Annotated in this window: 10 protein-coding genes and 1 pseudogene; 9 read left to right on the forward strand and 2 right to left on the reverse strand. The window is 36.7% G+C overall.

Features of this window, described 5'->3' with window-relative positions; genetic code table 11:
• Nucleotides 1–166: 166 nt before the first annotated feature.
• Both BY457_RS08540 and BY457_RS08545 read right to left on the reverse strand, forming a co-directional pair.
• Nucleotides 167–959: pseudogene (locus BY457_RS08540) on the reverse strand (IS91 family transposase); the annotation flags it as partial.
• Nucleotides 956–1,777, reverse strand: coding sequence for a tyrosine-type recombinase/integrase (locus BY457_RS08545; protein WP_106152921.1), 822 nt, complete (start codon nt 1,775–1,777; stop codon nt 956–958). The pseudogene BY457_RS08540 and the gene BY457_RS08545, both read right to left, overlap by 4 nt.
• A gap of 265 nt (nt 1,778–2,042) precedes the next feature.
• On the opposite strand from BY457_RS08545, the gene BY457_RS08550 reads away from it, so the two are divergent.
• From BY457_RS08550 to BY457_RS08600, 9 genes are all read left to right on the forward strand, one after another.
• Nucleotides 2,043–5,027 (forward strand): VIT domain-containing protein, encoded by a 2,985-nt coding sequence (locus BY457_RS08550; RefSeq protein ID WP_106152922.1) that lies wholly within the window; start codon nt 2,043–2,045, stop codon nt 5,025–5,027.
• A gap of 7 nt (nt 5,028–5,034) precedes the next feature.
• On the forward strand, nt 5,035–5,616 hold the full coding sequence (locus tag BY457_RS08555) for a hypothetical protein (protein ID WP_106152923.1): 582 nt from the start codon (nt 5,035–5,037) through the stop codon (nt 5,614–5,616).
• 200 nt (nt 5,617–5,816) lie between these two features.
• Nucleotides 5,817–6,338, forward strand: coding sequence for a hypothetical protein (locus BY457_RS08560; RefSeq protein ID WP_106152924.1), 522 nt, complete (start codon nt 5,817–5,819; stop codon nt 6,336–6,338).
• Between the two features lie 317 nt (nt 6,339–6,655).
• Nucleotides 6,656–7,174: a hypothetical protein gene (locus tag BY457_RS08565; protein WP_106152925.1), complete on the forward strand. Its 519-nt coding sequence runs from the start codon at nt 6,656–6,658 to the stop codon at nt 7,172–7,174.
• 227 nt (nt 7,175–7,401) lie between these two features.
• Nucleotides 7,402–8,517: a Fic family protein gene (locus BY457_RS08570; protein ID WP_106152926.1), complete on the forward strand. Its 1,116-nt coding sequence runs from the start codon at nt 7,402–7,404 to the stop codon at nt 8,515–8,517.
• Nucleotides 8,518–9,334: 817 nt separating this feature from the next.
• The gene (locus BY457_RS08585) at nt 9,335–9,985 is read left to right on the forward strand and encodes a hypothetical protein (RefSeq protein ID WP_106152929.1); all 651 of its coding nucleotides are present in this window, start codon (nt 9,335–9,337) and stop codon (nt 9,983–9,985) included.
• Complete coding sequence (locus BY457_RS08590) at nt 9,982–10,503, forward strand: hypothetical protein (protein ID WP_258176673.1); 522 nt, start codon at nt 9,982–9,984, stop codon at nt 10,501–10,503. Before BY457_RS08585 ends, BY457_RS08590 begins: the two co-directional genes overlap by 4 nt.
• A gap of 33 nt (nt 10,504–10,536) precedes the next feature.
• On the forward strand, nt 10,537–11,142 hold the full coding sequence (locus tag BY457_RS08595) for an SOS response-associated peptidase (RefSeq protein WP_106152930.1): 606 nt from the start codon (nt 10,537–10,539) through the stop codon (nt 11,140–11,142).
• A 170-nt stretch (nt 11,143–11,312) separates the two neighbouring features.
• Nucleotides 11,313–12,179 (forward strand): hypothetical protein, encoded by an 867-nt coding sequence (locus BY457_RS08600; RefSeq protein ID WP_106152931.1) that lies wholly within the window; start codon nt 11,313–11,315, stop codon nt 12,177–12,179.
• The last annotated feature ends 99 nt before the right edge of the window (nt 12,180–12,278 follow it).

A 12,278-nucleotide genomic window follows, 5' to 3' on the forward strand; every position in this document is an offset into this window, starting at 1 on the left:
TCTTTTGCCACACAATTGGAAAAAATCCAACGATTGCCAGAAATTTCCGGAAAGCTCCAACTAATTCCAAGAGATTCCAGTAGAACTTAGAAAATCCCAATTTCCCCGACTGGTGAAACCTCTGGTCGGGAAAAATCTTTACTTTTATACGTGGGAGGCCGATGGCTTACAACCTTTTTAATGCGGCTGTTGGCTATGGCTACACGGTTGACATACCGGCCCAGATATTCCACCACATGATTTGATCCCCTGACCGGCTTCTTGGCATAAACGACCCATTTACGACGGTAAAGTGGATGAAGCTGTTTTTGAGACAAGTCAATAGGTGCATCCTGTTTAATGGTGCCTCTTTCATGCAACTTTTGCAGTCCATCGGTGAACTTTCCCCTGAACATCTTACTCAGTGCTTTTACCGGGTAGAGATACTTACCTTTGGCTTTGGACCTGCGCCACTTCCCTTGCGGTGTTAATCCTCCGGCCGGCACCAAACAATGAATATGGGGATGCAGACTGATGTTTTGGCCCCATGTATGCAACACAGCAATCATCCCTGTTTGAGCACCAAGGGACTTCTTCCCAAAAGTCTGCATGGTTTTCCATACCGACTGAAACAACAAATTATATATCTCCCTCGGATGCTGAAGGCACAATGGATTTAATTCATGGGGCAGGGTAAAAACCACATGAAAATAACCCACCGGTAAGAGATCTTCCTTCCGGCTGAGAATCCATCGCTCTCGTTTGATGTGGGTACATTGGGGACAGTGACTATTGCGACAACTGTACCACATCAGATGGGTATGCCCACAACAATCACAGGCTTTTAATCGACCACCCAACACAGGTGTGTGGCACTGACTAAGATGGGTCATCACTGTTTTCTGACGACTGGTAAACCCGGTTTCATCCATACGATTCCGAAACCGCGAAATCACCTCTGCAATACCTGACCTTTTCATACAACGGGGAACATTTTATCCAAGGGATTTATCACATCACTCTTCATGCGATAATTGATGTGCAGATAGATCATGGTCGTCAGAATGCTTTGGTGACCCAGCAAATCTCGAATGACCATGAGATTTACTCCCATGCTTAAAAGATGAGAGGCAAATGAGTGACGAAGAGAATGTACATTAAGTCCTCGTTGCAATCCTTCCCGTTTAAGAGCCTGGCATAAGGCCCAACGGATGCAGGATGCTGTAATGGGAGTTCCTTTTTTGCGACCATTGAATAAATAATGTCGTGGCCAGAAATTATGGATATAGGAACGCAATTCTACCAACATGTGACGCGATAACATCACATAGCGGTCTCGCCGTCCTTTACCACCACGTACGCGTATTTGCATATTCTTGGTGTCAATGTCACTTAAAAGAATGTTACAGGCTTCACCCCGACGCAAGCCGGCAGAGTAAATCAGTTTTAAGAGTACGCGGTGCTTTTGATTTTTTATGCCCTGAAACAAACGCTTAAGCTCTGCACCGGTGAAAACTTCAGGGATATAACGCTCTGCTTTGGGATAGGGAAGCTGCTCGCAGATCTCAGCACGGTTCAAAAAATGTTTGTAGAGATAACGGATGCCGTTCACCGCGATACGCATGGTGTTGCGCTTTTGCTGCTTCTCTTCCCTTAAATACACCAAATAGGATAAAATCTGATCCGAAGTAATCTCTTCAGGGGGTTTGTTGTAGTAACGGATCAGTTGGCGCGGACCATTTAGGTAGGATACGATGGTGCGCGGCGAGAGGTTTTCCAGAACCATGCGTTGCCGCATCTTCTCCAGTAATGGAGCTGCCTGATTTAAGGCTGCTTCTTTTTGTTTTTCATGTTATTTACTTTTAGTTAAATTCTGTAAAGTAAACATTTTTAGCTATTTTTATTTCTCCCGACGAAAGGAGGGTTTAGTTCAACAATGTGTATAGCAAATAAGCCAGTCAAGTTATTGTTTCAATTAAAAGTTTCGTGCGTGGCTTACTTGCCATACACTCGTCCGTTCTCTTGCATTAAAAAAAATGAATCCATCATACTTATAACATAATATGAAAACATTACAGATAGTACTAATTATCATTGCAATAAGTCAACTAGGATTGGCACAAGTTCCTACTCTTAGTGTGCATCGAGAAAGTGGAAGTGAAAGTCTTGAAATCTCTGAGCTTAATATTAATGTTGAAATCTTGGGTAATATAGCCACAACAACTTTTGACATTGTTTTCTTCAATCCTTATAATAGAATCTTAGAGGGAGAATTATCAATGCCTCTGAAAAATGGGCAAGAAATCTGTCGCTATGCTTTAGATATAAATGGAAAACTACGCGAAGGTGTAATTGTTGAAAAAATTAAAGCAAGACAAACATTTGAAGCGGTTGTTCGACAACAGATTGACCCGGGAATAATAAATAGAACCAAAGGAAATAGTTTTAAAACAAAGATTTACCCCGTTCCTGCCAAAGGAAGCAAGCGTGTTGTTTTGGCTTTTGTAGAAACTCTTTTTGGAGATGCAGAAAATCTGCACTACTTACTCCCTTTGGAAAATATGCAAGAGGTAAAACAGTTTTCTCTCAATGTGAAAGCGATAAAAAGCGGTTTGAAGTCTAAGAAGATAAGTTCTGGTTTTCAAAATATAGAATTTGACAATCAAGATGATGCTTATGTGTTTCATTTAGAACGTGATAATTTTACAACAAACGAACCTTTAAATTTTACTGTTCCCCGTTTTTCAGAAGATAAGTATCAGCTTTTTACCTGCGATTATGATGGAGAAACATATTTTTATCTGAATATGAAACCCGATGAATTAGGAATCAAAAAAAAAGCTTCACCCAAAAATATTGCTATATTCTGGGATAATTCATTTTCAACAACAAAGCGAAAAATTGCAGCAGAGTTAAATCTTTTACACTCATACTTAAATACATTAAATTCAAAAGTAAATATCTCTGTTACTGTATTTAATCAGAATGTTTCTGAACTTAAAAATTTTACGTCTGCTAATGAGGTGATAAGTTACATTAAGAGTTTTGAAAATGATGGTGCAACCTTATTTGAAAACATAAAACTACCTAATAATGTAGATGAGATTTTTCTTTTTTCTGATGGTGTAAACACAATCGGAAAAGATGAACTGTTATTGACAAAGACACCCATATACGCAATAACATCAAGTGCAGGTAGTAATTACTCCTTTTTGAAACATATATGTGCTGAAACTAATGGAGAATTTATTGATTTAGGTGTGGTGTCAAACGATAGGGCATTGCGACTTTTAATGTATGATGAGGAGAAGTTTTTATCGTACGATTATGATTCCGGACTAATCAAAGAAATTTATCCAAAAGTGTCGAAAAGAGTTGATGATTACTTTGAAGTAGCAGGAATACTTATTGGAAATGAGGCAGAGTTAAAGGTCAATTTTGGGGGTAAAAGCGGTATAACGCAAACAAAATCCTTTACTATAACGAAAAAAACCGGTTCTGAAACCATTGCACGACTGTGGGCCGCTAAAAAAATCGCTGCATTGAATTCTAATTATGAGCAAAATAAAAATGATATACTTATTTTGAGTCAAAAGCACAACATCATAACAAAGAATACATCATTGTTGGTATTAGATAGAGTAGAGGATTATGTATTTCATAAGATTACACCTCCCTCTGAATTGCTGGATGAATACAACAGACTTTTGACATTGAGTAAAGATAGTGAACCCGAAAAGCCATCAGTTGATGTCATAGAGAAAAGAAATACTAACCGGTTTAAAAAATTAGAACAATGGTATGAAAGACCTTTGCAGCCAAATACTAAGAAACAGTCTGAAAGTGTATCTGAAGCTTTATCGGGATCAGTATCTGGATTAGCTGAAGAGGAGGAAATCATTCCTGTTACAAGACAAGAAGCTGTCACACCGCCACCACCACCTCCTCCTCCCAATGTTTCGGAATCGCTTAATATCGTTGACGATGATGTTGAGTTGGAAGAAGAGTTGGTTATCGAAGATCCAGAAGCCACGGAAGAAATGGAGCTCGATTTCTCTAATATGGAAAGTGAAGAAGAAGGTGAAGATGTTTTATTTATGGTGACAAGTTCAGCATCTCATTATACAACACCAAAATCCTCAATTAAGGTACTATCCTGGATTCCCGATGCTCCTTATATTAAAGAGTTAAGAGTTGCGAAAGATGAAGAACTTCTTCCGCTTTATTACAAACTGAAAGATGAAAATATAAGCCGTCCTGCGTTTTACATTCAAGTATCCGACCTGTTCTTTTCAAAGGGAAGGAAAAGCGAAGCTATCAGGATTTTATCAAATGCAATTGAATTGGATTTAGAAAATCCCGAATTACTTAAAGTCGTTGCAAGACGACTTTTAGATGAAGGTGAGTATGAACTTGCTATTAAAATCTTTTTGGAGATTAAAGATTTACGTCCTGAAGAACCACAATCATTCCGGGATTTAGCAATGGCCTATAATGAAAACAAAGAGTATAACAAGGCATTAGACATGTATTTATACATTTTAGATAATGAATGGGGGCGTTTTGAAGAAATTAAGGATGTAGTATTTAATGAATTAAACTGTCTTGTAGCATTATATGGAGATTATTTGGACTTGACCAAAGTAAGTAAGGATTACATAAAATCAATGCCCCTTGATGTTCGCATCACCATAGATTGGAGCAGTAATGAAAGTGATATTGATTTATGGGTAATTGACCCCAATGGTGAAAAATGCTTTTACAAAAACACGCACACAAGAATTGGAGGGAAGATAACAACGGATTTTACACAAGGCTATGGACCCGAGGAATTTTCTTTAAAAAATGCTAAACGTGGTTTTTATACGGTTTATGTAAACTATTATAGTGAATCCCGACAAACAATAACCGGACCAGTGACTGTTTATGCTGAGTTAACAACACATTATGGAACAGAGAAACAGGAAACAGAGAGGATAGCCGTTCAATTGGAAAATGACAATTACAAAAAAACAATGCAAATAGGACAATTGGAATTTAAAGAATGAAACGAGCATGACAAGAAACCTCAAAGTATCGTTGATTATTTCACTTCTATTTGTCGGATTGATAAGATTCCGACCGATTTGGGAAAGGAATCCGGGAGGGTCTTGGAATATTTTATTTTTTTTGGGAATTGCAGTTTTATTCTTCTGGCTGATTGTTAAGATTATTATTGAATTTGTCAGACTAATAAAGCAACGAAAAAACATGACTTTTAAGATATTCATCTCAATTATTATAATGATAATTTTACTTTTTGATGGGATGTTTAACCCATTGAAGATAAATCTGGATAAAATATACGGGCAAGTGGATTTTCGAGCATGTTATGAAGGAACACAGAATCAAGCAACTCTTAAATTAAGAGAAAATGGAAAATTTGATATTCATTGGACTGGAGTATTTTTTTCAGATAACTTCTATACAGGAGATTATATAAAATCTGAAGATACGTTATTGTTACATTTTGATACTGAGATTCCAAGAAATTTAAATGACACGTTGATTGTGAAAGGAGAATATATATATAGAATACAAGCTGACTCTTTAATTTCAACTCACTTTTATTTAGGACATTGCAAAGGGTTGAACTGATAATTTGAATTATACTTAAAGAATATAAAAAAACAAACGGAGAGATTATTAAATTACCTATAGGTTTAAGTATGTAAATAGAAGAAACTTCCAATTGTGTATATCAGGTTGATTAATTTGATGCTCAAGGACGAAGTGTTGACAATCATGGAACGGATTTGGTCGAAATTATTGCATAAGCGATTCTTAATTTAAACAGGATGAGACGAATTCAAAAAATATTTAAGTGGATAACCTTACTGTTCTTTGGAATTGCAATCTATGCAATGACTATTGGACAAGTAGTTCCAATTGAGTTCGCTGATTGGCATCATACGCATCTTTTCTATGATATAATTCTTCAAGGACTCCCTATTGCAATTTTGCTGACACTTGGATGGACTTTGAAAAAGGACAGACCCCAAAAAACAAACATTGTTATTGTAATTTTGACACCAATAATTGCAGGTGGAATGTTTATCGGAACAATCTTCCTGATGTTCTCATTTGGGTTTGGAGCCTGGGTGGATGAAGAAATAATTTATGAGAGAAGAGAAAACCCGAAAGTGACCATTAGGCACCAAATGTGGGACATAGGTGCATTTGGCTACGGCGGACAAAGGACCGTAAAGTTAACTCCGTTTTTAGGATTCTTGAATTTGGTTGAAATTGTAGATACGGCCACGATTGACAAAAAAAATTGGACTTTAGTTGAGAAAGAAGGAGAAATTAAATTTCCGTAAATTGAAAAGGAAAAACCAGGTAATTACCTGATAGTAAGTGTAAAAGATGTATTTCAACTATTTTAGATTTCAGCGTATTAATAATTTTTGCTTTCCTTTTTCAAAATCATTAAATCCAATTGCAGTCATATTTGAAATTTATCAAAAAATATAAGCAAAATTATGAGGTTCTACTTTATTGGTTCTATGACTTTAATAATTGTTATCCTCAGGTTCACAGCTTTTAATATAAAGTTTGAGCCAAGAAGGGAACATGGATTTTTATCTATATGGGAATATGGATTTATGATGACAAAAATAATCCCCAAAATAGCATAATGAAAAGCATGATATTGATAATACTCGGACTGGCTTTTTCTTTAAATTCTTACTCTCAAGATAAATTATTAACGATTGAGAGAGGGGTTAATGAATATTATGCTGATACACTTTATAATCAAATAGATTTGCATTATTTAAATTCATCTGACAGTGTTCTGGTCTTATGGATTGAGAAAGAATATGTTGATTCATTATCTAATAGTCAAAAAATTAAAAATCATTTTTTTACCCGGAAAGGCGATTCGTCTTTGATGCAGATGATTTGGGACGGGAATGTTGAATGCTTTGTTCCAGGTTTGTTTGATAACTTTATGAAAATTATTAAGCCCAAAGATCGATTTACAGTTTCCATTTTAAAAACAGGAAAAGTAAATTCAGAATTGATAAGGTCAATTGAGAAGCATATTGTGATTGTGAAAGCTAATGATATAAAAGGACTTCAAATTGATGACTCCATTAATATGTTTAATTATAAAGGAAATAATGTAATTTTATTAACTGAGTGGATGAAATGAACTATCCACAGCATATTGAAGGTTTGGTTTTACTTTTTTAATAGCTCCGGCCCGATAAAACCACAGCTGGTCAAAAAGCCACGCCCAAGCGCATTTTCATCCGGAAAGTTACGGTCATGCAGAGAATCCGCAATACGGAGATTAGCAGCAATAATCCAGGCATAATTTGCGGAGAAAGTTTCATTTGCGGAGAATAAAGACTATATTTATCGCAAAATATGCGGAGAATGAAGATCTATATACACGAAAAAGAGAATTGGACTGACTTCACATGGGACAGTAAAAAAGTGATGCTAAAACTGGGTGAAGCAAGAAATCTACAAGGCAGGCTGCTTGGGAAAATGGAATCGCTGGGTTTTGATTTGCAAAATGAAGCGATTTTGAACACGCTTACCTTAGACGTTATCAAATCATCTGAAATAGAGGGTGAATTCTTGGCAATAGAACAAGTCCGTTCTTCTATTGCCCGTCGATTGGGAATTGATATAGCGGGAGCGGTGGAATCGGAACGGCATGTTGACGGAATCGTTGAAATGATGCTTGACGCAACTCAAAGATATGATTTGCCTTTGACCAAAGAGAGATTGTTTGGATGGCATGCTGCATTGTTTCCGACAGGTTGGAGTAATCTGTATAAAATTACAGTTGCAGGCTGGAGAAAAGATACGACTGGTCCAATGCAGGTAGTGTCAGGTCCTATGGGAAAAGAAAAAGTTCATTACCAGGCTCCGGCTTCAGACAGAATAGAACCGGAAATGAAAAAGTTCCTAAACTGGTTTGAAAACGAGCATGAGCTGGATTTGGTTCTTAAAGCAGCTATTGCTCATTTATGGTTCGTTACAATTCATCCGTTTGACGATGGGAACGGACGAATCACAAGAGCCATTACAGATATGACATTGGCACGGTCTGATAAAAGTATCAGGCGCTTCTACAGTATGTCTGCACAAATCAGAATTGAGCGAAAACAGTATTATGAAAAGCTTGAAAAGACCCAAAAAGGAAATTCAGATATAACAGAGTGGATTCTGTGGTTTTTACAATGTTTGATAAATGCTATTCACTCCACTGACGACACTTTATCGAAAATACTTCATAAAGCAGAATTTTGGAAAATCCATTCAACCACAATTCTGAATGACAGGCAGCAAAAAATAATAAACAGACTACTTGATGGATTTGACGGGAAGTTAACAACCTCCAAGTGGGGGAAAATTAATAAGTGTTCACAAGATACAGCTCTTCGGGATATTCAGGATTTGATAAAGAAGGATATCTTACAAAAGGATGCAAGCGGTGGGCGAAGCACAAATTATGAATTGAAGGAAATTCCGGGTGGGTAACAGGTATTAAAGCAAATAATTATTTTGAATGAGGATTCATTTTATTGGGGCACGTGGTACACAATGTTGAACAGCACAACCTGGATATAAGCAGCATTGAAGCTTTGGTCAAAGATTTATCACAGAGGTTTAAGGCCAATGTGGAATAAAGGGCTTTTGATGATTTCTACTATGATTGGGATGTTTTTTCGGGAGCCATCTTATGAATTCTGGCAATTTGGAAAGGTCTATTTTCCCGGATGCAAAGACTTATGTTATTACTCTTCCTTCTGATGAGAGAACAAGGCAATTAGAACGTAAGGCAAAGAAGAAGATTTTCTTTTCAAAAGTTGGTGCTGCAATTTTGGCTTTAGGTTTTTCATTTCAACTATTGAGCAATTTTGTGAATTAATGAAAGCTGTCTTTTCAACGGCAAAACGATTGCATTATTATTTTCTCACCTTCGTTCTTCTTTTAAATACCCGTTTTTGTTACTTTTATGGTGTAAAAAATAGTGACAAGATAAATAAGTATGATAAATTGGATATTCCGGTGATACTGACCCCCCTCTCCGGTGATATTGACCCCCATAAAATTGGACTGGTTCTGTAGACTTACCCGGTGTTTGACAATAGCGGCATCATTTTTTATCTGGAGTTTCTGGAATTTTCCTTTCGATATAATGTTTGTCTTTATTTTTCTGCCGGCTTTTTTGCCTGAAGTGATATTGAGCCTGTTAATGTTGAAGGTGTTTAGGATTAGGTTGACTTACTTAGCAGGATAAGGCCTTATAAACCAATAATTTTCTTGAAAACCGGATTTTACTAACCGAAATGCTATGAGCACAATTATGGAATACTCTTTTAGAAATTTAAAGCTAAAACTTTTTTTGGCTTTATTGATAGCAATCCTATTAACAAGCTGTTCCAAGGATAATACCGAAGCCGTTTATAATCACCTTGATTTAAGAAAAATGGCAAGCTTTATAGGAAAGCCTGTTGAAGATTTCGAGAAGCACTATAAACAATTTCGTTTAAACGAGGGAGTTATTCTTGAAAGACCACGATTTGAAATTGAAACTCAAAAGGGCAATTATGAAGTTTCAATATATGGAAAATCCAACCATATTGATACTGCTTCAGTCCAAAGAATATTAACTACGATTGAAGGAAAGCGGATTGCCAATAATGAATACTCCTCAAGCATTGAGTTGTTTGGACAATTGGTAAAGGAAAATTTCAAAGAGTTACCATCTATGACCAAAATTAAATTTGAGTCTTCATCTTTAGGGGAAGAAGTTGTTTTTGAGGATTATGCCACTTTTTATGCAAACGCTGAAAAAGAAGGTGTAAAATCAATTATGCATTTATGGGTTCTGGAAAATGAAAATGACAATGCTTATAACCTCCAATATTGGGACGATAATATATTTTTTTCGATTCGAGGATTGCCATTGATTTATACTGACCTCCTTTGGAAAAATGAATGATTACATCTGCATCTATGAATAAAGAGTTCAGAGGCGTTGTTACCCAATTTGATGTGAGTAAGGAATACGGATTTATTAAGGAAGAGATAACCGGAAAATCTTTCTTTTCCCGATATGAAAAAAATGAACAGATTTTGTGGGCCCGGCAAACCAAAGAACTGCCCATGGCTTGTCCCCGCAAGGACGATGTGGTAACCTTTCGTTTAAGGTCTTCCGATAACAAAGATCATGACTATCAGGCCTGCCGCCTGACTTTTATTAAGAACCCAACCATTGAGTCCATCAAAGAGAGGATGGGAAGGGGAGTAAGATTTTATGGGCGGATAACTTTCAGTAATTCCCGTTATTTTATTAACGATACCAAAACAGGAATTGTCTTTCCGGTAAGGATCCTTGTCAGGGAAAAGGAATTTATAGATTTTGAACAGTTGGACACCAATCCGGTTATGGAGTATATTCTGGAACAAAGGAGAAATCCTTCAAAGGTTTTTGCAAGGCTAAAGCTCCCGGTTGGGTAGGTGATGAAAAAAACAGTTTAAAACCCAAAAACCATGTGTTTCCGAACCAAAAACAACAAAACCTTCAAACAGCTTGAAGACCGTTTCAAAGCCCGGTTTTTGACACCGGAATGGTACACTCCGGAGATTTTTAATGCTTTTACTTTTCCGGTTACACCGGTAATTGCCAATGACAGGAAAGATGTCATTCAGGGTTTTTCATGGGGACTCCTTCCACCCTGGGCGAAAGACACCAACATTCGCAAAAGCACGCTCAATGCAAGACTGGAAACACTTGACCAAAAACCGTCGTTCAAACCATCACTTTCGAAACGCTGCCTGGTTCTGGCCGATGGGTTCTATGAATGGAAATGGCTTGATCCGAAAGGAAAATCCAAACAGAAGTACCTGCTAACACTGCCGGATAACAAGGCTTTTGCTTTTGCAGGACTCTGGAATACCTGGACAAATAGAAATACCGGAGAAACGCTGAATACATACACAATTATCACTACAGCTGCAAATGAATTAATGAGTGAGATTCATAATACAAAGAAACGAATGCCGGTAATACTGAATCCGGAAGCAGAGAAAAATTGGTTGGATGGGGGAGAGTTTGTGATGCAGAATGATCTGATACAAGCTGTTCCTTTAGAGTAGGGAATTTTCTTTTAAAAAATTTGTACACCCGAATTTACAGGCTTATATTTGCCCTCGGGTTAGGGTTAAGGTCAAAGGTCTGTCGGAATGCCGGCAGGCCTTTCTTTTTATTATTCACCTTGTTACTTTTGCTACAGAAAAGAGCTTATTGAAAAGATAGGAAGCATATCATGAATAAAAAAAGACAAATATCGATTATTGTTCTTTTGGTTGCCGTCTTGGCTGGCGTTGCGTCTTTTATTGGAATTTTCTTACAATTTGGTGACGGTTCATTTATATATCAATCTATACGTGGCCACGACATAGAAATTTATGGCAGAGGTCTATATCAACACATGCCGTCTGATGTTGCAGTTCAAGGCATTGCTCAGGATTATGTTACACTGTTTATTGCTATACCATTTTTATTGATCTCACTCCTGGGATATCTTAAAAACTCCATCCGGTCATTTTTTCTTCTAAGCGGAATACTTGGTTATTTTTTTGTAACATACTTGTTTTATACAGCAATGGGTATGTACAATTTTCTGTTTCTTTGCTATGTAACACTTCTCGCTTTTTCTTTTTTTGGTTTATTTATTTCAATCAGGGTATTAGAGCAAATCAGCCACTATCAATTCTCGGAAAAAACACCTGCAAAAAGTGTCGGAAGTTTTTTAATGATTAATGCAGTTGCAATTGCATGTCTTTGGCTTGGAATAATAGTGCCTCCTCTATTTGATGGCTCCATATACCCATTGGAGTTGAACCATTTTACAACGTTGATTGTACAAGGGTTCGATCTTGGGTTATTATTGCCTGTAAGTTTTGTGGTTGGATTCCTGCTTTTCAGAAAAAAGAAAATTGGATACATCTATTCAACAATTTATTTAGGGTTTCTATCATTGTTAATGACAGCTTTGACTGCCAAAATTATCGCAATGGCCATTAATGGAGTTAATGTTATTCCAGTTATATTTATTATCCCTTCATTTAACTTAATAACAGTTCTATGCACATTCTATATGATTAAAAATATTAAAACCAAACCACAATAATGGGATTTAACGCACATAGGCGGCAGCGGCATACTCAAAGGATAATTGCCATTTTTTGGGAAAAGGGAACGGGAATCATTACCTCAAAAAATTCAATCA

The sequence above is a fragment of the Marinilabilia salmonicolor genome (assembly GCF_003003035.1).
GTDB classification, from domain to species: Bacteria; Bacteroidota; Bacteroidia; order Bacteroidales; family Marinilabiliaceae; genus Marinilabilia; species Marinilabilia salmonicolor_A.

Excerpts from the sequence above, each read along its gene's own strand:
- BY457_RS08545 (WP_106152921.1), bottom strand. The coding sequence starts at position 1,777 with ATGCGGCAACGCATGGTTCTGGAAAACCTCTCGCCGCGCACCATCGTA.
- BY457_RS08550 (WP_106152922.1), top strand. The coding sequence starts at position 2,043 with ATGAAAACATTACAGATAGTACTAATTATCATTGCAATAAGTCAACTA.
- BY457_RS08555 (WP_106152923.1), top strand. The coding sequence starts at position 5,035 with ATGACAAGAAACCTCAAAGTATCGTTGATTATTTCACTTCTATTTGTC.
- BY457_RS08560 (WP_106152924.1), top strand. The coding sequence starts at position 5,817 with ATGAGACGAATTCAAAAAATATTTAAGTGGATAACCTTACTGTTCTTT.
- BY457_RS08565 (WP_106152925.1), top strand. The coding sequence starts at position 6,656 with ATGAAAAGCATGATATTGATAATACTCGGACTGGCTTTTTCTTTAAAT.
- BY457_RS08570 (WP_106152926.1), top strand. The coding sequence starts at position 7,402 with ATGAAGATCTATATACACGAAAAAGAGAATTGGACTGACTTCACATGG.
- BY457_RS08585 (WP_106152929.1), top strand. The coding sequence starts at position 9,335 with ATGAGCACAATTATGGAATACTCTTTTAGAAATTTAAAGCTAAAACTT.
- BY457_RS08590 (WP_258176673.1), top strand. The coding sequence starts at position 9,982 with ATGATTACATCTGCATCTATGAATAAAGAGTTCAGAGGCGTTGTTACC.
- BY457_RS08595 (WP_106152930.1), top strand. The coding sequence starts at position 10,537 with ATGTGTTTCCGAACCAAAAACAACAAAACCTTCAAACAGCTTGAAGAC.
- BY457_RS08600 (WP_106152931.1), top strand. The coding sequence starts at position 11,313 with ATGAATAAAAAAAGACAAATATCGATTATTGTTCTTTTGGTTGCCGTC.